Source organism: Aminivibrio pyruvatiphilus (assembly GCF_004366815.1).
In the GTDB taxonomy this organism is placed as follows: Bacteria; Synergistota; Synergistia; order Synergistales; family Aminobacteriaceae; genus Aminivibrio; species Aminivibrio pyruvatiphilus.
The window spans coordinates 33,708-58,316 of record NZ_SORI01000013.1 but is presented as its reverse complement, the minus strand read 5'-3'; the positions used below and the strand labels follow the sequence as shown (position 1 = coordinate 58,316).

Sequence of the window (24,609 nt, the reverse complement as noted above, 5' to 3'; positions counted from 1 at the left end):
CTCAGAGAAGCCGCCGGATAACGTCAAGGAGCGCGCCCTGGTCGAAACCGCTTTTAACAATGTATGCGTCGGCGCCGGCCACCACGCCACGCTCCCGGTCCTCCGCCGATTCCAGCGAGGTCACCAGGATCACCGGAAGATCGGACAGCCGCTCTTCCGAACGGATTTTTGAAGTCAGCTCGAAACCGTTCATCCCGGGCATTTCCACGTCGGATACCACGAGGGAAATCTCCCCGCGGGAGAGAGTTTTCCAGGCTTCCTGGCCGTCCGCCGCCGTGTGCACGGCATAGCCTGCGGCGGTCAGGATGTTTTTCAGCAGAGCCCTCGAAGTAATGGAGTCCTCCGCCACCAGGACCGCCGGGGGGGCTTCCCCCGCCTCGCCCTGAGCGGACAGGCTGCGGACGGTCCCCTTCAGCGCCGACTTGACCAGGTCGCCGCAGTGGAGAACCGGAACGACCTTTCCGGAGCCGAGCACCGTCACGCCCCCCACGTTCCTTACCCTCTTGAGGATCCCGCCCAGGGGCTTGAGGAGCACCTCCTGCTCGTTCAGCACACCGTCCACCACGAAAGCGACGATCGAGTCTCCGGTCCCTGCGGCCACCACAGGCAGAACATCCTTCTCCGTCCTGTCGGCCGGCTCGGCCATGCCGAGGAGGGAACCCAGGCGGACCAGGGCATGGGGCATGCCGTCGAGGGACACGGTCTCCCTGTTTTCCACCGTCCGGATGTCGGAACGCCGCACCCTGGCGGCCCTCCGGACACAGGCCGTGGGAATGACGAACTGCTGCCCCCATTCTCTCACGATCACACCCCGGAAGGTGGCGAGGGTCACCGGAAGGGAGAGGGTGAACCGTGTCCCCTTTTCCGGCAGGGAAGAAAGGGAGATTTTTCCCCCCAGGCTTTCCACTCCCTCCCGGACGATGGCCATACCGAGGCCCCTGCCGGAGATATCCGTGATGATCGGGCTGGTGGAGAGGCCGGACTGGAATATGAGCATGAGAGCTTCTTCGTCGGTGAGGGCCCGGACCTCTTCGGCCTCCAGGAGCCCCGATTTCATCGCACTCGCCCGAAGCCTCTCAGGGTCGATTCCCTTTCCGTCATCGGAAAGGGTGATCTCCACACGGCCTCTCTCCACGGAAGAGACCGCGATGGACAGCCTTCCTTTTTCGGGCTTGCCTCCGGCCCTCCGTTCCTCCGGTCTTTCGATGCCGTGGTCGAGAGCGTTCCGCACAAGATGGACCAGGGGATCCTTCAGTCCCTCGAGAATCCGCTTGTCCACTTCCACGTCCCCGCCTTCGGCGGAGAATTCAACGTCTTTGAGGAGATCGCGGGCAAGGTCTCGCACGATTTTGGGAAACCCCTGGAGCAGGGAGGAAAAGGGAAGCATGAGAACGGACCGGGCTTCCTCGAGGAGGTCTTCCACCAGGATCCCTGAGGTCCTGCCGTTGTCCGCCAGGGATCGTTCCATGAAGGCGGCCTGTTCCCAGGCTTCCCTGAGGCGGTTCCGCCCCGCTGTGAAAAACTCCGCCGCCCTGGGCGGAAGCCGTTTATCCTCCCCGGTCTTCTTCAGGACATTCTCCGTTCTGCGCCATTCAGCCAGCCACTCAGCAAGAAGATGGCGGAGCTCCCGGATTTCTCCCAGCCGGACGTCCAGCACCTGGTTCAGGGAGATCATCTCCTCTGCCCGAAGGAGCAGTCCGTCGAGCTTATCGGCTCCTATCCGAACCGTTTCCCGGGGGGTGCCTCTTCCCGCCGGCTGTTCCGGACCCTCCCTTCCCTGTTCCCCTGAAGCGGGAGGGGGGATTTGAGGAAGAGCCTTCTCTTCGGCTGTTTCCGCCCTAATTCCGGCTGTTTCCTGTCTGTGGGGAATAAACGGCGGAAAAAGCGAACCCGGGGAGCCTTCATCGGACAAAACGGTCTCCAGAACCTTCCTCGCTTCAGTCCCCCGTCCGTCGTCCTCTCCTCCGGCGGAAACCATGGCCGAAAGAACATCCACCGAGCGCTGCAGGATGTCGAATCCTTCTGTTGACGGATGGAGCACCCCTTTTTTCATGGCGGAAAAGACGCTTTCCAGAACCTGGCAAAGGCCCGAAATTGCAGGCATGCGTACCGCCTGGGCAGCTCCCTTGAGGCTGTGGGCGGCGCGAAAGACCTCCTCCAGGACCCGGGGCGGCGAATCCGGCCGCTCCAGGTCGAGAAGACCGGCAGTAATGGTCTGGAGGTATTCCTCCGCCTCGAGGATGAAATCTCTTCTGAGCTCCTCGAGAAATTCCTTTTCCGTCAGGTTCATCATGCCGCTCCTCCGGGAAATCCCCCCGGTCAGATCCGGTACCCTTCGACAAGAGCCGCCAGCCTTCTTCCCATGTCCCTCAGGCTCGCCGCAGCAGATTCAAGCTCCTTCATTCCCATCACGTTCTGCTCGCCCGCCTCCCGGATGTTTTCCATAGCCTGGGCCACCTGCCCGATCCCGGAAAGGAGCTCGTTGTTCGCCGCCGCGATCTGGGCGGCGGACTGAGCGGACTCCGTAAACCTCCTGGAAAGGGCAAGAACCGATTCCCTGGAGGGAGCAGCTTCCTTCGCGCCGCGGTCCACCGCCTTCGATCCCTGCTCGATTGCCATCACCGCCGCCCCGGTGGCCTTCTGGATATCCCGGAGGATTCTCTGGACCTCCCGGGCGGACTGTTTCGACTGCTCGGCGAGACTCTTTATTTCCTGGGCCACCACGGAGAAGCCTCTGCCCTGCTCTCCTGCCTTGGCCGCCTCCACGGCGGCGTTCACGGCCAGGAGGTTCGACTGCTCTGCAAGGTCCTCCACCGTGCCGGTGATTTCCCCCACTTCCTGGCTCTGTTCACTGAGACGGACAATGGTCTCGGCAATGGATCCCATCTGGTCGCCGATATTCTTCATCGCTTCAAAAAGTGCATCCGTGGCCGCCTTCCCCTGCTGCACGAGCTGAAGCCCCTGCTGGGCATGCTCCGCCACTTCCCTGCTCTTCTTCGTGGTAACCTCGGCCGTGGTCCTGACCTCCTCCATGGTGGCCGTGGTCTCCACTACCGCCACGGAGGACTCCTCGGCGCCTGCGGCCACTTCCGAAACCGAAGCGGATATCTGGGCAGCGGAGGCGGCGAGAGAGGAGGTCACTTCCCTGATCTCCGAGATCTGTGACCGGAGGTCCTCCATCACGTCATGAAGGGCCCGGGCCAGCATCCCCGCTTCATCCTTCCTGTTCCGCAGGCTCTCGGGCACACTCCCGGTCAGGTCCCCTTTCCGTATCCGCGAGAGAAGCTCCACCCCCCTGACAAGGGGTTCGGAGACGCTCTTCGATATGACCGCCGTCAGCACGAGGGCGGCCAGCACTCCCGCGATAAGGGCGAAAAGGCTGACCCGTTCAAGAAGAGCCCCTCTTTCAAGGTCCTTCTGTATGATGTCGAGGGTCACGGTCCTGTTGTGCTCCGTGATGTCGTCAAAGGCCCGGCCCATCTGGTCGGAGACGGGGAGTATCCGTGCATAGAGCTCGGCGTAGTCCCCGAAAAGAAGATTTTTCCTCTCCTCTGACTGGGCCCTGGAGATCTCTTCGAGGATCCTGTCCATCTCCGCATGAAGTCTCCTCCATGAATCGAACTGGACCTTGAGAATCTCAAGAAGCTGCTCTCCCTTTTTCGTGTGCCGCTTCGTCTCGAGAACGTTCTTCCATGTCTTGTCAATATCCTCCCATGCCCGGGCCCTTCGGTCGAGGATACGCCGCACATCCGTATCCCTGGAGGAACTGTCCTCCGCCCGCAGCCCTTCCAGGCTCTCTGCCCTGATTATCATCCGGAGGTAGTTCAGCCGGGAAAAGGACAGGATGTCGGGAAGTCTCGTCTCCCCTACATAGGCCATGTCGTCGGAAAGGCGGGAGATGCCGGACACCCCCGCTGCGCCGAGTATTACGGCAATGAGTACCACCGCCCCGAAACCGACGGCGAGTTTTTTTCGTATCCCCATATCTCTCCATGCCACAATGAACCCCTCCTCGCGGGATTTATGCTTCTTCATCGACGGTCAGGGCGCTGTCCCTGAGGATTTTTCCCCCGTCGAGCACTGCAAGGTCATTTCCGGCGATTCCCGTCATATAGGCTCCGGGAAGGCCGGACGGAACCGAAAGGGGGGGACGGACGGTTTCCCTTCCGATGATGCCGATACCGGGCACGCCGTCGGTGAGCAGCCCCATTTCAGCCCCGCCTGACTGGAGCAGCACAATCCTGGCCCCCCTCTTCTCCCCGGCGGACCGGATTCCGAAGAGGATCTTCAAGTCCACTACCGGAACGATCCTTCCCCTCAGGTTGACCACTCCCGCAACAAAAGGGGGAGTGCACGGAACGGGAGTAATTTCTCCAGGGGGGAATACTTCTCCGACAAAGGCCGTTTCCACGGCGTACCGTTCTTTTCCAAGGAGGAATTCGAGCAGTTCGAGGCTTTCGCCTCCGGAATCCCGGGGGGCGTTTTCGGCGGCGAGTTTTTTCGCCCTTTCCCGGAATATCCTGGTCTTTTTCTCCGCAGGGGTTTCCTGTCGATGGGTGTTCATTTTTCATCAGCTCCGGTCGTGCAGTGTGTCCTGCTCCGCAATCCCCTGACCGTTTCAAGAAGGCGGGCCGCTGTCAGGCCTCCGCTTTCCGGAACCGGGGAATCTCCGGGAAGCCGGAGAAGGATCTCCCCGGCGTTTCGAAAATGCCTGTCCGCCTCCTTTGCTGCGCCCTTCCGCAGAGCTGCGGAGCCCAGGGTGTAATGGGCCATGACGAACCCCGGGGCGAGAAACAGGGTGTTCCTGAGAGCGGCGGCGGCCTCCTTCTCATTTCCGAGCTCCTGGTGGATGAGAGCCAGAAGGTAGAGGGGAAGGGGATCCGTTCTGTCCCTGCCGATGATCCTCCCGAGCTCTTCAAGGGCATCCTCCCTGAGCCCCCTGTCGGCGAGACTCCGGGCTTTTTCCAGCCTGTCGCGGACATCTTCCGCCGGGGGTTCTTCAGGACCGCGATCTTCCTCCCCTCCGGTATTCCCGGTGAACAGTGCAAGCTCCTCTTCAGATACCGCAGCCCCGCCGGAGAAAAAATCTTCGAAGGACAGGAGGCGCTCCTCCGCTTCGCCGGTGGAGGAAACATCCGAAAAGCGGAAGGGCCCCGGAAAAAACATAGGGGCGGTTCCGCCGTTTTTTCTGTACAGGGTGACCCCGCCGGAAGAGACGGGGGAGAAACCGGAGGCCTGGAGGGGTGCCGTCTCGCATGCGGCGACCGCAAGCCATCCTCCCTCGGGCAGAAGGGAATGGAACCCGGCCAGGACCTCCTCCCGCTTCTTCGGGGAAAAATAGATGAGAACGTTGCGGCAGAACACCGCGTCGGGAGGCCCCCCGTCCCGCCAGAGCCGCCACGGGCGCTCCGCCAGGTTGAGAAGGGAAAAGGCCGTGGTTCTCCTATACCGCTCCCTGACGGAAAAGGATCCGTCCCCCAGGTCGTTGAAGAACAGCCGGATTTCCTCAGGGGCCATTCCCCGGAAGGACCACCGGCGAAAAATTCCCTTCCGCGCCTTCTCGAGGGCAAAGGGGTTGATGTCCGTTCCGAGAACTGAGACCTGCTCCGGGTCCATTCCGGGAAGAGCGTTCAGGAGAAGCATGGAGAGGGTGTAGGGTTCCTCGCCTGTGCTGCACCCGGCACTCCAGAACCGGAGGGGGCCGTTTCCCTTTCCTGCCGCAATTTCCGGCAGGGCGGTCTCGGAGAACATCCTGAGGGCCTTTCGTTCCCTGAAGAAAAAAGTCTCTCCCACGGTCAGGTCGGCGACAAAGTCCGCGGGCAGCTCCTCTTCGGGTGGAGCGCCTGCAAGTCCGAGAAGAACACCGAGAGGAGATTCCGACCGGGCTGACGCGGTCCGCGTCAGGGAACGCCAGATATCGGCCCTTCTTTTGTCCGAGTATACAAGCCCGAGTTTTTCTTCCACAATTTTTCCTAGGAGGCGGAGAGGCTCCAGGGCTTCTTCCGGTACGGAAAAGGAGAAGGATCTCACCGGTCTTCTCTCCGGGCGGACAGGGCAGGCTCCAGGGAACGGAGATCCTCTTCGGTAAGGGAAAGAAGGTTTTCCGGCGACCGTATCAGGATCGCTCCGCACTCCTCCCGGTATGCCACCCGGACGGTCCCCGGCACTGGTTCGCCCTGCCGCACCAGGGCAGAGGGAAAGGGAACGGTTTCGGGAACGAGAGCCATGACACCCTCCACAGACTCCGCAAGGACCCCGCAGAGGTTTTCTCCGTTCCGGAAAAACACGAACCGGTCGCTCAGTTCCATCTCCCGGAAAGGAAGGCCCGCCTTTTTCCGGAGGTCCGCCACGGGAACAGGCTCTCCTCCCAGGTTGGCCACTCCCCGGACACGGCCGGGAGCCTCGGGCACCTCGAGGAGTTCAGCCGCCGGGGACACCCTGAACACATCCTCCGAGGGAAGGGCGAACAACTTTCCCCCAGCGGAAAAAACGAGATAGGTATTCCGGTCCACGACGTCTTCCCCCTTTCATCCCCGCAGTATGCTCTTTCTGCATCGGGGAACCTGTCCATATTTCCTGTGGTCATGATTCATTATACAATCCGGCAGGAAAAGGGGAAAGTCGGTATTGACAGGAAAAAACGGGGCGTGTATCCTGACTGTACATTGAATATCATTCGTGAAGAATGATATAAACATATGTTCAATAACGGAGGAGAGATCATCATGAAAAAAATGCTGCTCGCGCTTCTGGTCCTGGCCCTCGCGGCCACCGGCGGATGGGCCGATGTCATGGCCAAGGACGTGATTCTCGTGGGAACGGAGAGCACCTACCCCCCCTACGAATTCCGTGACGAGAAGAACAACCTGAAGGGCTTCGACATCGACCTCATGGAAGCCATAGCGGCGAAGATCGGCAAGAAGATCGAGTGGGTGGACATGCCCTTCGACAGCCTCATTCCCTCCCTGCTCGCGAAGAAGATCGACATCGTGGCCGCTGGAATGAGCGCCACGGAAGAACGGGCGAAGAAGGTCGCCTTCTCGGAGAACTACGAAATCTCCATCAGCGCCTTCATCGTGAAGGCGGATAATGAATCCATGAAGGTTCTCGACGACATGAAGGGCAAAACCGTGGCGGTCCAGCTCGGCACCGTGCAGGAGACCTATTCCCAGACCATCCCCGGCGTTACGGTGAAGTCTTTCCAGAAGTTCGACGACTGCGTCCGGGAAGTCATCCTCGGGAGGGTGGACGCCACCCTCATGGACACTCCCGTGGCCAAGAGCTACGTGGAACACAAGGATTTCACAGGGAAGATCAAGATCGCCTTCGAGCAGGAAATCACGGGCTCCGGGAAAGCCCTCGCCATGAACCTCAGCGAGACGGCGTTCATCACGGCGGTCAACGCCGCCCTGGCCGACCTCGAGAAGAGCGGGGAGCTCGGGAAGATGAAGGAGCAGTGGTTCAAGTAGGATTCCCCGAAATTGAAGCCCCCGGCCCGTTTCATCGGGCCGGGGGCTTTTTTTATTCGCTGTCCGCCCTGAGGACGATGCAGTTTCCGGACCTTACGTAGACCACGGGACCGGGGGGAATCCGCGGGAGCATCCACTCCAGGGCGGCGTCGAAGGAGGTGAAGGTTTCGCCGGGAAAGGGCGTTCCTTCCCTCTCCGTCACCAGGGCCGCCGGGTGTCCTTTCATGTCGTGGGGGACCTTGAGGGCGATGAAGCCCGGTATGGTGAACTCTTCTTCCAGCCGGCGGAGAAGGTCCTGCGGGTCGGAAAGGGCCAGGGGAAGGTCCGCGGCGAAGCTGCCCGGGCCGAGACCGTCCTCGAGACCGGCACAGAGAATGAGCCCCCCGCCGGGCATCAGGGCGCCGAGGGACGCGGTGACTGCCTTGGTGGCCTGGTAGAGGTCGATATCGTAGGGATACCCGCCGCTGGACACCACCATGAGGGCCGCCTTCTCCGGGATGTGGAGCGTCTGGAGCGCCCGGGCCATTTCCACGCCTCTGCTCCAGGCTTCTTCAAGGCTTCCCGCCGTATAGCAGCGGGGTTTGCCCGTCTCGTCGGGTACGACGTTGAGCAGGAAAACGGTCCTGCCCTGTTCCAGGAGTCTGCCGTATTCCTCCATGTCCTCGGCGGTGGCGTTTCCCGAGAGCCTGCCCACGTTCACCTCCAGGCCTTCGATGCCCCCTCTCAGGGAAAGACCATGGTTGTTCTGGACCGACGCTCTGCCGCTGATGCCGGGCAGAAGCCCCTTTCTTCCGCCGCTGAACCCGGCGAGATCGTGGTAGACTATGCCCCCGGCAACAACCAGCAGATCCGCCTCCAGGGCCTCCGGTGCAACTGCCACGGGAGTTCCCCGGGATGTGACCATGCCCGTGTCGGCGACCTTCTCCGGGTCGGACCAGACGACGGCGTCTCCCGGCCGGGAGGCCCCGCCGAGCAGGAGGTCCTTCTCCTTCTCCGTGGGAGCCCTGTGAAGCCCGGCGCCGATGATCCACGTCACGGCGGCGGGCGTTCCATCGCCGATCTCCATCCTGAGGGCGCGGGCCATCCGGGGTACGTCCTGCCACAGCCTGGTGGCGTCAGGAAGGACAATGGCGATATGCCCCGCCCCGGAAGCCAAGGACGACAGCCGGGGGGAGCCGATGGGGGCGGCAAGGGCCTCTTCGGGAGTTCCCGCCTGAGGCCGTTCGCCCCGGGGGAGAGGGATCACCACGTCCCGGGGCGGGTTCCAGGGAATGGTCTTTCGTCCCAGGGGAATCTGCAGCGTGCGGTCAGATTCAGTCATTCTCTTTTTTCTCCTCTGCAAGCCCCGAAGGGCCCGGTATGGCGTAGTAGGTTTTCGGCCGTCCCGGACGGCCGTCCTGAACCCCGGCGCTTCTGACGATGAGCCCCCGGTCGGCGAGATACTCCAGGTACCTGTGGGCGGTGACGTAGGCAAGTCCGCAGGCTGCAGCCACATCGTCGCAGTCCCGGGGGGAGGAAAACTCCTTGAGCTTTTCCAGCACCTTCCGCATGGTGTCCTTGCTCACGCCTTTTTTCCGTTCTTCCCAGTTCAGCTGTTCCCTGTGGGCGCAGAGCTTCTCGTGCAGCCGGATGCGGGCGGTGAAATCGGCGAGGCGTATGGGCTTGGAGATGAAATCGTCGGCTCCCGCCAGGGTGAGCCTGGAGGCCAGTTCGCCGCCGTCCTCCACCGTAAGGGCTATGAGAACGAGCTTCGAGGACAGCTCCCGGGCTTTCCGTATGATATGGAGTCCGTTCATGACAGGCATGTGGTAATCCACCAGGAGGATGTCAACCTCGTCGAGCTTCACCCACCGGAGGCACTCCTCCGGCTCGCTCGTGGTGAGCATTCTCCACCCTTCCGTGGACGCCATGGCCTCGAGAGTATAAAGAATGGACCGGTCGTCGTCAATTGCCCCGATATGAAGCGGCATCATAGCTCATCCTTTCCTTTTACGGACCTTCCGAGGGTCAGCGCCGCCCGGGCTCCTCCTCCCGGAAGGTTGGCGGAACTGAAGACCCCCCCGTGATTGTGTACCACCATTGTAACGTATTGGAGTCCGAGCCCCGTGGAATTCCACCCCGAACCGGACGTCCGGTCCTGCGGGAAACCCGGCCCTTCATCGGTCACGGCGAGGGTGACCCTGTCGCCCTCCAGGGACACGGACAGGGTGATTTTTCCGCCCCCCGCCTGCAGGTTCGCCTTCCGCGCGTTGTCGAGGAGGTTCACCACCGCTCTGGACATGCGCACCACGTTCACTTTCACCATCTCCCTCAGGACCGGCCGATCCGCCTCCAGCAGCACAGTCTCTCTCCAGGGGAAGGGGCTGATCTGGGTAAAGACGTATTCCACCAGGTCGCCTATGGAGACCTGCCTCCTGAAATCCTCGTGGAGTATCTCGGAGACCATCTCCTCCATGGACCGGGCCGCCTCGCAGATGACGGTTCCGTATCTCGCCGCGTTTCCCTCTCCCCTGCCGGAAACGATGACGTCACCGAGGCCGAGGATGGTGGTGAGCGGCCGTTTCAGGTCGTGGACAAGCTGCTGCATTTCCACGAGACTCCGGTTGCTGAGGCTCTCTTCCCTCAGCCGGGCCATCTTGTTCTCCCTGTCCCTGAGGAGGGCCATGTCGGCGAGCCTGGCACTGTAGGTCACCATGAGCTCGGTGGTGAGGACCCCCGAGAGAAAGAGTCCGGCGAAGACGGCACCTCCCGACCAGTTGAGAAGCCCCTCCCTTTCGAGTATCCCCGCGGCGGTCTTCACCGACGAGGAGAGTTCCCCCCAGCCGGCGCCCCAGACCGTAAGGGAAGGGATGATATCAAGCCACTGGAAGGAAAACACGAAAAGGGCAAGAGCAATGGATTTGTAGGCCCAGTCGGAAATGTTCCTGGTGAGGTACCGGAGCACGAGAACACTCGTCACGCTGAGAACGGCGGGGATGCCGAAATGGAGCTGGATTCCCTCGCCGAGGACGGGAGGAAGGAAATAGGTCATGGGTATGGCGGCGGCAGGAGTCAGCCAGGAGAGGAAAGAGAGGGAAGGGTGAAGTCCCGCAAGGCCGTTTCCCGCAAGGAACCATCCGAGGTAAAGGGCTATGGCCCGAAGTCCGTTCAGCAGAACCACGAAGGATGCGGCCGTCAGAAGGTCGCCGCTGTCCATGGTCTCGGGAATGCGGGCGATGGCTGCCAGCAGGGGCGCCGTGGATATCTGCTGCGCCGCCGTCCAGAGCAGGAGGAAGAACAGGGCGGCGGCGAGCTGCCTCGCCGGATGAAGGCCCTTCACTGTCTCCATCGGTCCCACCGCCTGTGGAACAGCAGGAAGAGAAAGAAAAATGCCATGCCGGCCGCCGACACGGCGCCGCTCCGCAGAGAGGCGAACCGGGGAGCCCGGGCACCGTCATAGGGAATGCCCGCTTCAGAGGCCATTTCCTTCATGTTCAGGAAATGGAGCACGGGAATGCCCTCCGCCAGGAGGCGCTGCAGAACGCCGTCTCCGGAGGGAACGGTCTCCTCCGGCGGGGGAGAAAAAAGCCCTCCCCGGAGGAACTCCGAATCGTTTCCGGCAAAGGAAGCCGCGCCGCCCCCCACGCTCACCGCCAGGCGGGGTGCGAAAGCGGCAACCAGGGCGGTCTTTGAATCAATCATCCCGGCAAGGGAAGAAGCCTTCAGAAAGGGAACCCCTTCCCGGGCAGCGGCGTCCTCCAGGATTTTTCTTCCCTCCTCGGGGAGATCGAGCCCCATCTCTCCTCTACCGCCGAGGGTATACCAGTTCGCCTTCCGGGAGAGGAAACCTCCCTGCCGCAGGACCGATGCCATCACGGGCCAGGGGAGGGACGGATTGTTGGCCCCCCAGGTAGAGGCGCCGAGGGAATGAATCCACAGAACCTCCGCGCCCAGGTGCTCCGCCGCTGCCAGGATCGAGAAGACGAGGCCCGGGAACGAGGACGACGATAAGATCGTCACCCGGTCGCCCTTCGTGATACCCAGGGCACGGAAGCGCCGCAGGGCATACACCGCCCAGAGAGGATCAGCGGCGGTCCGCTTCGCCTCGAGAGGACCGAGGGTGGTGGTGAGGGGGCTCCATTCCACGCCGATGAACCCCGTTCTCTCCATGTCGGTCCCCCCTTCGGGGGAAATACCCCGGTCCTCCCTCCACCGAAAAAGGTACTCCTGGGCATCCCGGACTTTCTCCCAGAGCCTCCGCTCGTCCCCCGACAGTGTGCTGACGGCACCGAAATACCAGGCGGCGCCGAGGACAACGGCGAGAAGGACGAGCCTCAGCCGGGCGTTCCGGAAAAAGCCGCGCTGAACATCAAGAAGAGAGTTTTTCATGGCAACACACCTGAAATAGAAAGCAGAAGGGCGGCCGCCAGGGAGGCGGCGAAAGCCGAGGCCATCGCCGCAGCCACCGTGGGGATTATCCCCTGGCGCTGCATGTCGGCGCCGATGAGCCCCGGGATGACCCACCCGATCCAGACCGGCGCGGCAGGAAACAGGTCGCCCAGCATCACTTTCAGGCCGAGGGCGAGAAGCATGGCCGCTCCGGTTCTCTGGCGGCCGTACATGCCCGTTCCCCTGACGAGAAGGGAAAGGAGGGCGGCAACAGCCAGGGCGCAGCCGAAAGCGGCCGCGATCCGCCCGGGCGAGGCCATTTCCATGGCCAGGAAGCCGGGGGTGATGATGCCGCCGGGGGAATACCCGGTCCGATGGAACAGGTACAGCCCCAGGACTATGCCGAGGGCAACCAGGAGCACATCGCCGTCAGTCAAAGGTCTTTTCCTCCCCTTCAGCCCGTTCTTTCCGCTCGAGAAGATATTCCAGAGGCACGCCGGCCACGTTCCCGCACCCGAAGACCTTTCCCTCCGCAGCGATGAAAGCCTCCAGCTCGGCGGAATCCCGAAGGGGAAGGAATGCCGCGCCGGAAGGCAGAAAAAGAGGGCGGCTTCCCGTGACGGCCACGCTTTTCCAGGAATGGGCCGACAGCCAGGGCAGAAAGGAGCGCAGCCTGGCGACGCGGTCCGTTCTCGAGTTGTAGAGCACCGTGGTCTCCTGTCTTTCCCATCCGGTCAAGCGGAACAGGCTTTCCGTGGATTCGGGCTCGTTGGCGGAAAAAGCCGAAGCCAGCATGCCCTTCCCTTCGCGGAAGAAACGGAAATCGGCTATATCAGGCGGAAGCTCCCGGGCAGCTCCCAGGCCCTTCTGCCTGTCAATCCCCAGAAAGGAGCAGGCTCCGGATACGAGAGAAAGATGGGTTTCCCTGAAACCGGCACCGTCGGGGCAGGGCAGCAGATCGCACCCCTTCATCCGGAGAAGGCGGCTTACTGTCTGCACGGCCGCCACGGAGCTGGGAAGGATGACGGGTCCCCCGCCTATTCCCCCGCAGAGGGCCGCCGCGGCCATCTCCTCTCCGCAGCCCCATACTTCCTCGTGGTCCGGACGGACATTGGTCAGTACCGTGCAGGACGGCTTCATCCACCGCCATGCGAGGCCCTGAAGCTCCGGGTCCACGGCGCTGTTTTCGAGCACCGCTCCCCTGATCCCAGCGGGCAGGGAACGGAGCCACCACCGCATTTCTTCCACGCTGCCCGGTCCGGAGCGGAGAATAAGCGTTTCTTTCCCTCCGGATATCTCCCGGGGAAGTACGCCTGTAATCCTTCCCGCGGAGGGAACACCGGCCCCCTCGAGGGCAGCCGTCAGCAGGCGGACCAGGGAGCTTTTTCCCCTGCTCCCCGTGACGAGAATCCGAATGGGTATACGGTCAGCAGCGCCGCTGAAAACCATGGAACGAAGGGGTCCTCAGGAGCGGTCTTCCGAACAGATGGCCACCGAGGCCGAGGCCCCTATGCGGTTCGCCCCGGCGGCGATCATGGTTTCGGCATCATGGCGGGTGCGGATCCCTCCCGATGCCTTGACGCCGAGGCGGCCGCCCACCGTTTGCCGCATCAGGGCGATATCGTCCGCCGTGGCCCCTCCGGAGGAAAATCCCGTGGATGTCTTCACGAAGCGGGCTCCCCCCTCCTCCGCCAGCCTGCAGCCGAGAATCTTCTGTTCATCGTTCAGGAGGCAGGTCTCGAGAATGACCTTGACGAGGGCGCCTTTCCCGGCGGCTTCCACCACGTTGCGGATGTCCTCCCGGACATAGTCTTCATCACCGGCGAGGAGGCGCCCCACGGCGACGACCATGTCGAGCTCCTCCGCTCCCCGGGCGGCCGCCTCCCGGGCCTCGAAGGCCTTCGTTTCGCTCGAACAGGCGCCCAGGGGGAAGCCGATCACCGCGCAGACCTTCACCCCGGAGCCCTTCAGCTCCCGGACCGCCGTCTCCACGAATGATCCGTTGACGCACACCGAGGCGAATCCGTACTCTTTCGCCTCTTCACAGAGGCGCCTGATATCATCAACCCGGGCGTCGGGTTTCAGCAGGGTATGGTCGATCATGGACGCAAGCTGCTTCGTGTTCATGGAACCCCCTCCTCCGCCGCCCATTGTACCAGAGCTTTCAAAAAGAGGAGAGGCGGGACCGCTTCCGCGGTCCCGCCTCTCACAGTTCCGTTCCGGTTCCGGATTTTCGCGCCGGACCTAGTAGCCCACGGGAACGCCGAGGCGCCTGCTGTCGGCTCCGCCGTTCATCCTGTTTTTCGTGTGGTCGAAGAGAATGCCCTGGGCCGTGCCGAAGTATCCGCCGAAGGGCCTGATTTCGAGATCATGCCCCCTGAGCTTCAGGTAGTCGGCTGTGGAGGGGTCGATGCCTTCCTCGATAAGGAGCTTGCCGGCCTTGCCGCCCCCGGCGGGATTGAAGATGCGGGGCTGTTCGATGGCCTGGTCCATGGACATGCCGAAGTCAACCACGTTCATGACGATCTGGCTCACGGCGGTGATGATGCGCATGGCTCCGGCCGCCCCGATGGTCATGAAGGGACGTCCTTCGGGATCGAGAACGATGGTGGGCGACATGGAGGAAAGGGGTCTCTTCCCGGGTTCGGGAGCGTTGACGCTGTTGGGATCCTGGGAAAAGTCGTCCATTTCGTTGTTCAGAACGAAGCCGAACTCGGGGACGATCACTCCGGACCCGAAGAAGTAGTTCACCGTGTTGGTGGAAGCGACGATGTTGCCCTCCGCATCCACGACGGAGAAGGAGCTGGTGGAAATGTGCTGGTTTCCGCCGCCGCCGAGATAGGCCTTCTTCCCGGCATCATTGTAGGGCCAGGGGTCGCCTGCGGGAACATCCTTCATGACGTCATAGCGGCGGATTTTTCCCGCCAGTTCCTTCGCGTATTCCTTGCTCGCCAGCCCCGCAAGGGGAACATTGACGAAGGCCGTGTCGGCCATGTACTTCTGCCGGTCGGCGAAGACCATCTTCATGGCCTCGGCGAGATGATGGAGGTAGTCGGGAGAATTGTGCTTCAGGGACTTCACGGGAAAGTTCTCCATGATGTTGAGAAGCTGGACGATATGGGTACCGCCGCTGGATGCCGGGGGAGTGGAATAGATGGAGTAGCCCCGGTAGGTTCCGTGGACGGGTTTCTGGACGATCATTTTGTACCCCTTGAGATCCTCCATGCTCATCTTTCCGCCGCTGTTGTTGACAGCCGCCACAAGGGCTTCACCGATAGGGCCGTTGTAGAAGGCGTCGGGCCCGTCGCTTGCCAGAAGTCTGAAGGCCTTGGCAAGTTCGGGCTGCTTCAGGACGGAGCCGGTCTCAGCGGGAAGGCCGCCGGGAAGGAAGGCGCTGTCGGGGCTGTACTTGCTCAGCTTCTCGAACTCATCGGTGATGATCTGGGTCTGCATGGGATGAACCTCGAAGCCTTCCTCTGCCAGCCGTATTGCGGGAGCGGCCACTTCGGCGAAGGACATGGTGCCGTACTTGTCAAGGGCGGTGAAGATCCCCTTCACGATACCGGGGACGCCCACCGACTTGCCGCCGAGGACCGATTCCTTGGCTTTCTTGGAAGCCTCGGAAGCGTACATGTCCTTCGTGGCGGACAGGGGAGCCACTTCACGGTAGTCGAGCTCCACCACCTCGCCGGTCTTGGCGAACCGGATGGTGGAGAATCCGCCGCCGCCGATGCCGGATGCGTTGGGCTCCACCACGTTGAGGGCGAGCATGGTGGCGATGGCCGCATCAATGGCGTTGCCGCCCTTCTGCAGAATCTCCACGCCGGCCTTTGACGCAAGTTCGTGGGCCGAGGACACCATGCCGTTTTTGGAGTAAACCTCCTTCACGTCCGCCGCGAAGGCGGAACCCGCCGCCAGAACAAGAGCAAGAACAACCAGTGCCATGATACTTTTTCTCACTGTAAACACCTCCCTAGTAATGTGTGTTCATGGTTCTCCGCAAGGATAAGCCTGCCGCTGCCCGTTCAGTGACTCCTCCGGGAATCACCCCGCCTTCTATTGTACAGGAAATATCTTTATTGTTTTGCAGGGGTCAGGAAAAATCCCACACCCTTTTCTTCGAGATCGGCGAGGCTGGGAATTCCCTCGACAAACACCGCTCTCTCCTCGAAAAGGATGTCGAGGTTGTCGAGAAAGGCGAGGATGGATTCGGCATGCCGTCCCACCCTGTATTCCATGGTCTGTTTTCCGTCGTAGGGGATGTAAAGCCTCCCGAGGGCGAAGGCCTTGACGTAGGCCTTGTCGATACCGGTGAGGGCGAGCCGTTCGTCCGTCCTTCCCCGGAGTCTTCCCTGGACGGGATTTCCGGTTTCCATGAGGATCGGCATAGTCTCGGTGTAGTTGCCCCACTCCCGGTGGGTCAGCCCCCGCAGGTTCTTCGGCGAAGGCTCCAGGCGGATGGGAATCCCCTTTCCTTCCAGATCCATGGCGGCCATGGCGGCAAGCTCCATGCTCCGTTCATGGGCCACGATGGCGTTCACCACCGGGTATTCAGGGGAAGCCTCGTGAAGGTCGAAGGAAAGATCGGCCTTTTCCTTTCGGACAAGCTCCGTGAGAGCATAGGCGAGGCGTTCCGTGAGCGATCCGTCGGGAACGCCGGGGTAGCACCTGTTGAGGTTGCCCCGCTCCTTGCCGGGCAGCTTCTGCCCCGAGGCAGGGTGAATGTAGATGTCGGGGGAGGGCCATTCGTGGACGGTGTTGGTCAGGCGGGATCCGAAGCGGAACGTCCGTGTGCTCCCGTCTGCGGCGGTGAAGGAGATGCTCCGGGGATGGGCTTCCTGGGGGGAGTTGTGGGTGAAGCCCATGATGTTCGCCTGGGGAATGACGATCAGGCGCCCCTTCGTGACCTTTGCCCGTTCGAGGAACAGGGTTGCCGTCATCATGGACGCCGGCTCCGTGGGATGGGTACCTCCGAGGATCAGCACGGTCCCGCCGGATTCCGCTCCTTCCTGGATGTAGACAGGAGTATCAGCCGGGGTGTCCTTGATCCCTCCGAACCATTCAGAAAGCAGATGCTTCTCGAAGCCCGGGGCGGGGACGAAGAGATCATCGGCCCACATGGCCCGGAACTGCACCGCGGCAAGGGCCGAGAGGCCGAGGGCCAGGGCGAGAAGGAGCAATGCGGTGAAGGGTGTTCCTTTCAGCTTCATCTTCCTTCCCTCCCTACTTGATCATCAGCAGGCGAAGGACCAGCGGAATGACCACGAGCGCCGCCGTGGCCTGTTTCCAGAAGTCCTTCTCCCGAAACTGGCAGATCACTACCAGAAGAAGAATGAAGAGGACGATTGCCCTGTAAACGTATGTCATGTCCGTTTCCTCCTATGGCAGGTAGCCCATCACGGTGTTCGCGTTGAGGATCACCACGACGGCCCACCCGGCGGTAACCACCGCCGGCACGATGCAGAACTTCAGCACCCTGAAATAGTTTTCCTCGCCGACGACCTGTGCGGCGAAAATACCCGCCAGGGCCGTGGGAGGCATGAGGTCGCCGAGGCCCGCAAGAAGGCTGAGCGCCGAGCCGACCATGATTTCATTCTGTCCGAGAAGAGCGAGGAGAAAGGGAACCCCCAGGACCGAAGCCGCACCGAAGGCCGACACTGCTCCGAAAAGGGGAATCGAAGTGGCCATGCCGAGGTACATGAGCCATGCCGGCAGAGCGAGGACGGATACCACGATGAATCCCTGGACACCGGTGAGGGTCATTATCTGGATGAACATGCCCACCCCCATCAGGATTCCGAGCACAGGGATGGCGTCGTTAACGGCTTCCCGGGAGGCTTCGATAAAATTCAGCCGTCTGCCGGTGAAAAGAGCGGAAAGGGCGGCGAGAAGGAAATTCACGGGCATGCCGAGGGGCGGCCAGATCCCGGGAAGAAACTGCTCGCCCGTCATAAGGACGGCGAGAAGAATCACCGGAAAGACAAGCCTGACGGTGAGGGGAATTGCCTCCATCCGCTGCAGTTCTTCCTCGAGGGCGTTTTCATCCCCGGCACCTTTTTTCAGGTGGGGGTAGACAAGGACAAGGGCGGAAAAGATCGCCAGCGGAACGGTACAGACAAGAAGAGGCAGGGCGAAGCCCACGTAGGGCATGTCGATGCCGCCGCCGATGATCATGGCGGGAATGTTCACCGGAGGGGCGATCATGCCGTAGATGGCTCCCATGGCGATGGCCGCCGCAGTCTTTACGGCTGGAACGCCTAACTTGATCAGGACCGGAGCGACCAGGGCCCCCGTGGTGAGGACGGCGGCGGTTGAAGACCCGGTGATCATGCCGGGAACCATGATGATGAACATAAGTCCGAGGCTGAGAAGGAGGGGCTTTGTTCTGAACGTGCGGATGACCCGGGCGGCCAGGCTCTCAAGGAGCCCCGTCTTCTGGACGGACTTCATAAAAATCATGGCCGTGGCAATGATGAGGATGGTATCGAGATATCCGAAGGTTCCCTCGACAAAATGCCGGACGGGGAATCCTTCCCCTGCGGCGAGGGCTCCCACGACCGCGGCTGCTGCCAGGGCGACGGCAATGGGGAGCTTCAGGGCAAACGCCCCGAAGACAAAGCTCCCCACCATCGCCAGCGTATACAATCCTTCAGGAAAGAACCAGTCCATGGCGGGATTACCGTCCGCCTACCTGGCGGAGATTCCCCACTCCGAAAGAGTTTCCCTGAGAGGAGCGTCCGTTCCGTTCACGTTGGGGGCCGTGAGGATTTTCACGTTCTTCCCCTCCGTCAGCTTGTCGAAGATTCCGTCGCTGTTGCCTCCGTCCACGACGATGATCCTGTCTCCCCAGGGCGCCGCCGCCTCGATGAAGGCATCGGACAGGGTGCCTCTGCGGCCTTCCCCGCCGATATGCATGACGAGAACCTTCACTCCCTGGTCTTTTGCCGCTTTCAGAAGGGAGCTCACCCGCTCCACCTCCTGGTCCTTGTTGATTCCGGCGGCACCGAGCCCCTTGGAGCTGCCTCCAACCACCGCAACCAGGACCTTCCGGCCCGCAAGGGCGTCGGCCTTGAGCAGAGGCTCGCTGTCGGCATCGATTTTCATTTTCCGGAGAACCACCCTCACCATCATGACGTCGGGGCTCTGCCCCACGGAAGTGAGCACCACGTCGGCCGCGAAGGCGGCCCCCGCCGCGGCGAGCACCAGGAGCGCCGTAAGTGCAATAATCATTCTTTTCATTTCGATTCCTCCTTCTGTCAACGGATAGATTCATCTTTAGATACTGAATAGAGTGTACCCTTTTACAGTTTAATGTCTATATTTCTTATCATTCTTATCGGCATAACCGGAAATGCTGTATTCTATGGTACTATTCAACAAGAAGCTCCACCGCCAATAAGGAGGTTTCCATGCTTTCCGTCAACTTCAGGAGCGTCAGGGGAATGCTCGGGTTCTTTTCGGTACTTCTGGCTGCCGCCATGGTCCTTTTCCCCATCCTCATAGGGATACTCAATTTCCGGGAGTCCTGGCTCAATACGGCCCGGGACATGGAACAGGCCCTCGGCATGCAGGCCGATTTCATCCGCAAATGGTTCGTCTTCCACAAAAACGCCGTCCGCTCGATTTCCCGTCTCTCATCCGTGAGCGCCCGGGATCTTCCCGGGATGCACAGTGACTTCTCCTCTTTCGCCAGGTCGAATGCCAACTTCACATCCCTTGTTTACGTGAATACTGCAGGTTACCCACTGGTTCACAGCGACAGGGAAGTACCGGGCAATACAGGAATTTCCGTAGCCGACAGGCCCTACTTTATCGCCGCGAAGGAAGGACGGGAACATATCACGGGAATAATTACCAGCCGAAGCTCCGGCCGATCGGTGGTCGTCATTTCCGTTCCTCTTACGGGAGACGACGGTTTTCAGGGTCTGGTGTTCGGATCGATCTCCCTCGACACTCTTCTTTCCGCTCTCATAACCACCCCTTTCCGAAGCACCGGCAGTTTCATGCTTTTCGATCCCTCCGGCGATGACTCCCTGCTTGAAAACTACGGCATATCCCGGGAGGAGGCCTCAAGGCTGAAGGTGCCGAAAGGGAAACTTGCCCTGTACCGGGGAAGTGACGGGAAACGGTGGCTCGCGAAAAGTGCCGGCCTCCCTGAATACGGACTGACGCTGGCAGTCCGCATGGAATTCCGGGAATTTCTTGCCCCCTACCTTGCCGGGCTGGCCTATTTCGGAGGAACATCACTCCTCCTCCTGGCAGCCTCCCTCCTCATTTCCGGCACGCTGTACCGGAAGGTGAACTCATCGCTCACCCTTCTTCTCGACGCGGTGGAACGGACCGGGGACGGGAAGTACGCCCCCCTCGATCCCCAGGCGCTCGAGAAAGCCCCCCTCGAGATGAATAAACTGGGACGTGCTTACAATCTCATGGCAAATTCACTGAAGAACAAGACGGAAGAACTGGAATTCAGATCCTTCCACGACGAACTGACCGGGCTCTACAACAGGTCCTATTTCGAGGACACCCTTGCCCGCCTCGGAACAGGGCGGTTCGACCCCGTCACGGTGGTGATGTGCGACGTGAACGGGCTCAAACTGGTGAACGACACCCTGGGGCACAAGGCGGGGGACGGCCTCCTCAGGGCCGCGGCGGAGGTTCTGCGGAAAAGCGCCAGGAAGAGCGACATTGTCGCCCGTATCGGCGGGGACGAATTCGCAGCCCTTCTGCCCGAAGACGAAAACGGAGAAGCCGGAAGGCGCTTTCCGGAGAAGCTGGCTTCGAACATCAGGGAGTACCGGGCGAACGACGAAGCCCTCCCTCTCAACATCGCCTGGGGCATAGCCTCGGGGACGAGGGACGAATCTTCGGTTGAAACGCTTGTCCAGGAAGCGGACAAGCGGATGTACGTCTTCAAGCAGACCCACAGGTCTTCTTCCAGGAAGGACGTCCTGGATTACCTCTCCGAGAGGATTGCCCTCGTCAGGAAGGATTCCAGGGACAGGCACATGGCCGCATGCGCCGCTCTCATGGAGATTTTTGCCGCGTCACGCAGTGAATTCTCTCCCGAAAAAAGGGAGTATCTTGTGAAGCTGGCCCGGAACCATGATCTTGGCTTTACCGAGATTCCCAGGGAGATCTTCGACAAACCGGGCCCCCTCACGGAAGAGGAATACGAGGTCGTGAAGCGTCACCCCGAAAGAGGAGCGTACCTCGTTTCGCTCTTCCCGGACATTGCGGACCTGCGGGAGGATATTCTGCTGCACCACCGCTGGTGGAACGGGTCGGGATACCCGGAAGGCGAAGGCGGAGACGCCCTTCCGGAAGGGGCCAGGATCATGGCCGTGGTGGACGCCTATGAAGCCATGACCGGAGACAAGGCGTACAGGGATCCGAGATCTCCCGCGGCGGCGGCGGCGGAACTCCGCCGGTGTGGGGGAATTCAGTTCGACCCGTACTGGGCTGAAGAATTCGCCCGGTTTATCCTTGACTTCCACGAAGGGGAAAAAATCATCTCCTGAGAGCTCACCGCTCTTTTACCATTGACACACGCCCGGATTTCATGACATCATATATTGTTATTTCAAGGGGAATTTTTCCCGAAATGCCACCAGGAGGCACACAATGAGCGAACCGGTACACGCCCTCGATCTTTCCCATGAAGAATGGATCGATGTCAGCACAAAAAGGTGGGGCCTCCCGAAGTATCGGGCGGACCAGCTATGCCAGTGGATTTACGACAAAAAAGTCTTCAACGTCCACGAAATGACCAACCTTTCGAAGGACCTCAGGGAGAAGCTTGTGTACGACCTGATGATCCTCCCTCCCATACCCGTCACCGAGGAAACGTCAAAGGACGGCACCAGGAAATTCCTCTGGCAGCTCTACGACGGGGAGCGGATCGAATCGGTGCTCCTCACCCACGGAAACCACACCACGGCCTGCCTTTCCAGCCAGGTGGGATGCCCGCTGAACTGCTCCTTCTGCGCCACCGGTCAGTCCGGCTTCCGCCGGGACCTCACCGCGGGGGAGATCACGGGGCAGCTTCTCGCCATGGAAAAACGCCTCGGGGCCAATATCGGCAACGTGGTCTTCATGGGAATGGGAGAGCCCTTCCTGAACACCCGGGCGGTCTTCAAGGCCATTTCCATCCTGAATTCGCCGAAGATGAGAAATCTGGGGGCCCGGCATATCACCATCTCCACCTCCGGTATCGTGCCGGGGATTCTCGACCTGGCGGAATTTCCCCTGCCGGTCCGTCTTTCGGTCTCTCTCCATGCGCCCAACGACGCGCTCCGGAGCAAGATCATGCCCGTGAACAGGAAATATCCCCTGGGCCCCCTGGTGAACGCCCTCAGGACATACCAGCAGAAGACAGGGGAAAGAATCACCCTGGAGTACGTCATGATCCAGAAGGTGAACGACGAGACGGAGCTGGCCTATGAAATGGCGGCCCTCCTGTCCGGCCTCGGCGTCTACGTGAACCTCATCCCATACAACCCTGTGAAGGACGTGTACCAGCGGTCCACTCCCGAAAGGATCAAGGCCTTCGCTGCCGTCCTCACCCAGCTCGGGATCGAAAACGAGATCCGCCGGGAAAAGGGAACGGATATCAATGCGGCCTGCGGCCAGCTTCGAAGGAGGGAATCGGCGAATTGACCCCTCCCCGTCATCCGGGAGGTCCCGCAGTGGCCCTGAGGGATCTTCCCAACGGCGCCTTCGGCCGCATAGCGGAGATGCCGGCAAAGGACGGCTGCGCCGAACGTCTTGAAGCCCTGGGCCTCCGGGTCGGCAAGGTGGTGGAGAAAGTGTCCGGAATGCCCTTTCACGGTCCTGTGACCCTCCAGCTCGACGGCAGGCAGATCGCCATCGGGTGGAAGATTTCTTCCTCCGTGCTTGTCGTTCCCCTCGCTCCTTCCGGCGGAGCTGCCGGGCGCCATGAGTGAAACGGCCGGAAAAAAACTGCTTCTCGTGGGCAACCCCAACGTGGGGAAAAGTGCCCTCTTCACCAGGATCACCGGTGTTCATGCCGTTTCCTCGAACTACCCGGGAACCACGGTGGGCTTCCTGGAAGGATGGCTCCGCCGGGGAGACGACGTATGGAGAGTCATCGACGTCCCCGGGGCCTACACCCTCACCCCCACCAACGAGGCTGAAGAGGTGGCCGAAAGGATGGTGGCCGAAGAGTGCGATGCCGTGGTGGTGGTTCTGGATGCCACGGCCCTGGAACGGAACCTCTTCCTCGCCTTCCAGGTCATGGAGCGCCGGCTTCCCGTGATCATCGCCCTCAACATGGTGGACGAAGCCCGGCACAAGGGGATCGACATCGACCCCTTCCTGCTGGAGGATCTTCTGGGGGTTCCGGTGGTCTCCACCGTGGCCGTCTCCGGAGAAGGGGTCAGCCGCCTTCTCGACCGCCTGCACGAAGCCTCTCCGGGACGGGAGGTTCCTTCTACGAAAGAGGAACGATGGGCGGCCATCGGGGCGGTTACGGAACAGGTCCAGAAAGTGCGCCACCGCCATCACACCTTCCTCGACAAGCTCGAGGATGCCTCCGTGAACTCCTTCTGGGGACTCGTCATCGGCATCGCGGTCATCGCCTCGAGCTTCACCGCCATCAGGTACGCCGGTGAAGGACTCATCGACGGTCTCCTCGATCCCCTTTTCGAAAGATACTGGCTTCCGGTGGTGAATTATCTCTCCGGCCTCTTCGGAGGGGAGGGCTTCCTTCACGACATCATCATCGGAAGGCTGGTGGACGGACATATTGACTTCGAGCAGAGTTTCGGCATGCTCACCACGGGGCTGTACGTTCCCGTGGTCATGGTATTGCCCTATGTCCTCTCCTTCTACGCCGTCCTGAGCTTCCTGGAAGATTTCGGCTACCTGCCGAGGCTGGCGGTTATCTTCGACGCTCTCCTCCACAGGATGGGTCTCCACGGGTTCGCCATCGTCCCCTCTCTCCTGGGATTCGGCTGCAACGTACCGGGAATTCTCGCCACGCGGGTCCTGGACTCCCAGCGGGAACGGTTTATCGCGGCAACACTGATCTCCGTGGCCATTCCCTGTGCCGGACTCCAGGCCATGATCATCGGCGCCCTGGGGAGCATGGGGATGAAATGGGTCGCCATGGTCTACGGCACCCTCCTTGTCTCATGGCTTCTCCTGGGGAGAATTCTCCATTCCCTCCTCCCCGGATTCAGCCCGGAGCTCATCGTGGAAATCCCCCCCTACAGGATCCCGTCACTGAAGGCCATGGGGCTCAAACTCTGGATGCGGATCAGCGGCTTCTTCCTTGAGGCCGTTCCCCTGGTTCTCGGAGGTATTCTGCTGATCAGCCTCATGGATGCGACGGGAATCACCGGTCTTCTCTCCCGGCTGCTCGCCCCGGTGTTTTCCGGCCTTCTCGGCCTCCCTGCTGAAGCTGCCGGCCCCATCCTGCTCGGAATCCTGAGAAAGGACGTGGCCGTGGGAATGCTGGCAACCCTCGGCCTTTCGCCCGCCCAGCTCGTGGTGGCCACCATCACCCTTTCCATGACGTTCCCCTGCATCGCCACGTTTATCGTCCTGTGGAGGGAACTGGGAGGGAAACGCATGGCGGCCTCCATGGGAATCATGGTGGCCTCCGCACTCATTGCCGGGGTAACCGTGAGGCTGCTCCTTTCCCTGAACACCTAGGCTGTTTTGCCGGGAAGAACGGATTGCCCTTTGGGGTTTGTTCCATTATGATTGAAATATCCGCTGAGCGGAAAGAGCGGAACAACGACTCGAA

At 61.2% G+C, this 24,609-nt stretch carries 22 protein-coding genes; 5 read left to right on the top strand and 17 right to left on the bottom strand.

The genetic code is table 11. The features are described from left to right. Window position 1 precedes the first annotated feature (1 nt). Genes C8D99_RS10055 through C8D99_RS10035 form a run of 5 tightly spaced genes read right to left on the bottom strand, consistent with a single transcriptional unit; the run spans window position 2 to window position 6,512 of the window. Window positions 2-2,293 carry a hybrid sensor histidine kinase/response regulator gene (locus tag C8D99_RS10055; protein ID WP_133958010.1) on the bottom strand — a complete coding sequence of 764 codons (2,292 nt, stop codon included), beginning with the start codon at window positions 2,291-2,293 and terminating at the stop codon, window positions 2-4. Window positions 2,294-2,319: 26 nt separating this feature from the next. Then, window positions 2,320-3,999 (bottom strand): methyl-accepting chemotaxis protein, encoded by a 1,680-nt coding sequence (locus C8D99_RS10050; protein WP_166670128.1) that lies wholly within the window; start codon window positions 3,997-3,999, stop codon window positions 2,320-2,322. 22 nt (window positions 4,000-4,021) lie between these two features. After that, complete coding sequence (locus C8D99_RS10045) at window positions 4,022-4,564, bottom strand: chemotaxis protein CheW (protein ID WP_133958008.1); 543 nt, start codon at window positions 4,562-4,564, stop codon at window positions 4,022-4,024. Then, a complete protein-coding gene (locus tag C8D99_RS10040; protein ID WP_133958007.1) occupies window positions 4,561-6,030 on the bottom strand; it encodes a CheR family methyltransferase in 1,470 nt (489 codons plus the stop codon). The genes C8D99_RS10045 and C8D99_RS10040 overlap by 4 nt, the downstream gene beginning before the upstream one ends. Beyond that, window positions 6,027-6,512 carry a chemotaxis protein CheW gene (locus C8D99_RS10035; RefSeq protein WP_133958006.1) on the bottom strand — a complete coding sequence of 162 codons (486 nt, stop codon included), beginning with the start codon at window positions 6,510-6,512 and terminating at the stop codon, window positions 6,027-6,029. The genes C8D99_RS10040 and C8D99_RS10035 overlap by 4 nt, the downstream gene beginning before the upstream one ends. 213 nt (window positions 6,513-6,725) lie before the next feature. Here C8D99_RS10035 and C8D99_RS10030 point away from each other — a divergent pair, with 213 nt between their 5' ends. Then, entirely contained in the window at window positions 6,726-7,469 is a 744-nt protein-coding gene (locus C8D99_RS10030) for a transporter substrate-binding domain-containing protein (RefSeq protein WP_133958005.1), read from the top strand. Window positions 7,470-7,521: 52 nt separating this feature from the next. Here C8D99_RS10030 and C8D99_RS10025 read toward each other — a convergent pair whose 3' ends face one another. The 12 genes from C8D99_RS10025 to C8D99_RS09975 all read right to left on the bottom strand — a co-directional run bounded on the left by C8D99_RS10025 (window position 7,522) and on the right by C8D99_RS09975 (window position 19,076). Continuing rightward, window positions 7,522-8,790: a lactate racemase domain-containing protein gene (locus C8D99_RS10025; protein WP_133958004.1), complete on the bottom strand. Its 1,269-nt coding sequence runs from the start codon at window positions 8,788-8,790 to the stop codon at window positions 7,522-7,524. Further along, window positions 8,783-9,442, bottom strand: a complete 660-nt coding sequence (locus C8D99_RS10020) for a response regulator (RefSeq protein WP_243833892.1) — start codon at window positions 9,440-9,442, stop codon at window positions 8,783-8,785. The genes C8D99_RS10025 and C8D99_RS10020 overlap by 8 nt, the downstream gene beginning before the upstream one ends. After that, complete coding sequence (locus C8D99_RS10015; RefSeq protein WP_133958003.1) at window positions 9,439-10,797, bottom strand: sensor histidine kinase; 1,359 nt, start codon at window positions 10,795-10,797, stop codon at window positions 9,439-9,441. The genes C8D99_RS10020 and C8D99_RS10015 overlap by 4 nt, the downstream gene beginning before the upstream one ends. Continuing rightward, window positions 10,785-11,837, bottom strand: a complete 1,053-nt coding sequence (gene pgsW / locus C8D99_RS10010; protein ID WP_133958002.1) for a poly-gamma-glutamate system protein — start codon at window positions 11,835-11,837, stop codon at window positions 10,785-10,787. Before pgsW ends, C8D99_RS10015 begins: the two co-directional genes overlap by 13 nt. Then, entirely contained in the window at window positions 11,834-12,274 is a 441-nt protein-coding gene (locus C8D99_RS10005) for a poly-gamma-glutamate biosynthesis protein PgsC/CapC (protein ID WP_166670127.1), read from the bottom strand. Before C8D99_RS10005 ends, pgsW begins: the two co-directional genes overlap by 4 nt. Then, window positions 12,267-13,286 (bottom strand): Mur ligase family protein, encoded by a 1,020-nt coding sequence (locus C8D99_RS10000; protein WP_133958000.1) that lies wholly within the window; start codon window positions 13,284-13,286, stop codon window positions 12,267-12,269. Before C8D99_RS10000 ends, C8D99_RS10005 begins: the two co-directional genes overlap by 8 nt. Window positions 13,287-13,301: 15 nt before the next feature. Continuing rightward, window positions 13,302-13,964: a deoxyribose-phosphate aldolase gene (gene deoC, locus C8D99_RS09995; RefSeq protein WP_133957999.1), complete on the bottom strand. Its 663-nt coding sequence runs from the start codon at window positions 13,962-13,964 to the stop codon at window positions 13,302-13,304. 117 nt (window positions 13,965-14,081) lie between these two features. Further along, window positions 14,082-15,797 carry a gamma-glutamyltransferase gene (gene ggt / locus C8D99_RS09990; protein WP_338024453.1) on the bottom strand — a complete coding sequence of 572 codons (1,716 nt, stop codon included), beginning with the start codon at window positions 15,795-15,797 and terminating at the stop codon, window positions 14,082-14,084. Between the two features lie 116 nt (window positions 15,798-15,913). Continuing rightward, window positions 15,914-17,047, bottom strand: coding sequence for a succinylglutamate desuccinylase/aspartoacylase family protein (locus tag C8D99_RS09985; protein WP_133957998.1), 1,134 nt, complete (start codon window positions 17,045-17,047; stop codon window positions 15,914-15,916). A 13-nt stretch (window positions 17,048-17,060) separates the two neighbouring features. Further along, window positions 17,061-17,204, bottom strand: a complete 144-nt coding sequence (locus C8D99_RS15230) for a hypothetical protein (protein ID WP_166670126.1) — start codon at window positions 17,202-17,204, stop codon at window positions 17,061-17,063. 12 nt (window positions 17,205-17,216) lie between these two features. After that, window positions 17,217-18,506, bottom strand: a complete 1,290-nt coding sequence (locus C8D99_RS09980; RefSeq protein WP_133957997.1) for a TRAP transporter large permease subunit — start codon at window positions 18,504-18,506, stop codon at window positions 17,217-17,219. 18 nt (window positions 18,507-18,524) lie between these two features. Beyond that, entirely contained in the window at window positions 18,525-19,076 is a 552-nt protein-coding gene (locus C8D99_RS09975) for a DUF6305 family protein (RefSeq protein WP_133957996.1), read from the bottom strand. 170 nt (window positions 19,077-19,246) lie between these two features. Between C8D99_RS09975 and C8D99_RS09970 the strand changes: the two genes are divergently transcribed. From C8D99_RS09970 to C8D99_RS09955, 4 genes are all read left to right on the top strand, one after another. Next, the gene (locus C8D99_RS09970; RefSeq protein ID WP_133957995.1) at window positions 19,247-21,358 is read left to right on the top strand and encodes a diguanylate cyclase domain-containing protein; all 2,112 of its coding nucleotides are present in this window, start codon (window positions 19,247-19,249) and stop codon (window positions 21,356-21,358) included. 103 nt (window positions 21,359-21,461) lie between these two features. Beyond that, window positions 21,462-22,496 (top strand): dual-specificity RNA methyltransferase RlmN, encoded by a 1,035-nt coding sequence (rlmN, locus tag C8D99_RS09965; RefSeq protein WP_133957994.1) that lies wholly within the window; start codon window positions 21,462-21,464, stop codon window positions 22,494-22,496. Beyond that, window positions 22,493-22,783: a FeoA family protein gene (locus tag C8D99_RS09960; protein ID WP_243833891.1), complete on the top strand. Its 291-nt coding sequence runs from the start codon at window positions 22,493-22,495 to the stop codon at window positions 22,781-22,783. Before rlmN ends, C8D99_RS09960 begins: the two co-directional genes overlap by 4 nt. Next, window positions 22,776-24,515: a ferrous iron transporter B gene (locus tag C8D99_RS09955; RefSeq protein WP_133957993.1), complete on the top strand. Its 1,740-nt coding sequence runs from the start codon at window positions 22,776-22,778 to the stop codon at window positions 24,513-24,515. The genes C8D99_RS09960 and C8D99_RS09955 overlap by 8 nt, the downstream gene beginning before the upstream one ends. Window positions 24,516-24,609 lie beyond the last annotated feature (94 nt).

Excerpts from the sequence above, each read along its gene's own strand:
- C8D99_RS10000 (WP_133958000.1), bottom strand. The coding sequence starts at position 13,286 with ATGGTTTTCAGCGGCGCTGCTGACCGTATACCCATTCGGATTCTCGTC.
- C8D99_RS09980 (WP_133957997.1), bottom strand. The coding sequence starts at position 18,506 with ATGGACTGGTTCTTTCCTGAAGGATTGTATACGCTGGCGATGGTGGGG.
- C8D99_RS10020 (WP_243833892.1), bottom strand. The coding sequence starts at position 9,442 with ATGATGCCGCTTCATATCGGGGCAATTGACGACGACCGGTCCATTCTT.
- C8D99_RS10055 (WP_133958010.1), bottom strand. The coding sequence starts at position 2,293 with ATGATGAACCTGACGGAAAAGGAATTTCTCGAGGAGCTCAGAAGAGAT.
- C8D99_RS15230 (WP_166670126.1), bottom strand. The coding sequence starts at position 17,204 with ATGACATACGTTTACAGGGCAATCGTCCTCTTCATTCTTCTTCTGGTA.
- C8D99_RS09955 (WP_133957993.1), top strand. The coding sequence starts at position 22,776 with ATGAGTGAAACGGCCGGAAAAAAACTGCTTCTCGTGGGCAACCCCAAC.
- rlmN (WP_133957994.1), top strand. The coding sequence starts at position 21,462 with ATGAGCGAACCGGTACACGCCCTCGATCTTTCCCATGAAGAATGGATC.
- C8D99_RS10030 (WP_133958005.1), top strand. The coding sequence starts at position 6,726 with ATGAAAAAAATGCTGCTCGCGCTTCTGGTCCTGGCCCTCGCGGCCACC.
- C8D99_RS10045 (WP_133958008.1), bottom strand. The coding sequence starts at position 4,564 with ATGAACACCCATCGACAGGAAACCCCTGCGGAGAAAAAGACCAGGATA.
- C8D99_RS10025 (WP_133958004.1), bottom strand. The coding sequence starts at position 8,790 with ATGACTGAATCTGACCGCACGCTGCAGATTCCCCTGGGACGAAAGACC.
- C8D99_RS09970 (WP_133957995.1), top strand. The coding sequence starts at position 19,247 with ATGCTTTCCGTCAACTTCAGGAGCGTCAGGGGAATGCTCGGGTTCTTT.
- pgsW (WP_133958002.1), bottom strand. The coding sequence starts at position 11,837 with ATGAAAAACTCTCTTCTTGATGTTCAGCGCGGCTTTTTCCGGAACGCC.
- C8D99_RS10015 (WP_133958003.1), bottom strand. The coding sequence starts at position 10,797 with ATGGAGACAGTGAAGGGCCTTCATCCGGCGAGGCAGCTCGCCGCCGCC.
- C8D99_RS09975 (WP_133957996.1), bottom strand. The coding sequence starts at position 19,076 with ATGAAAAGAATGATTATTGCACTTACGGCGCTCCTGGTGCTCGCCGCG.
- C8D99_RS09985 (WP_133957998.1), bottom strand. The coding sequence starts at position 17,047 with ATGAAGCTGAAAGGAACACCCTTCACCGCATTGCTCCTTCTCGCCCTG.
- deoC (WP_133957999.1), bottom strand. The coding sequence starts at position 13,964 with ATGAACACGAAGCAGCTTGCGTCCATGATCGACCATACCCTGCTGAAA.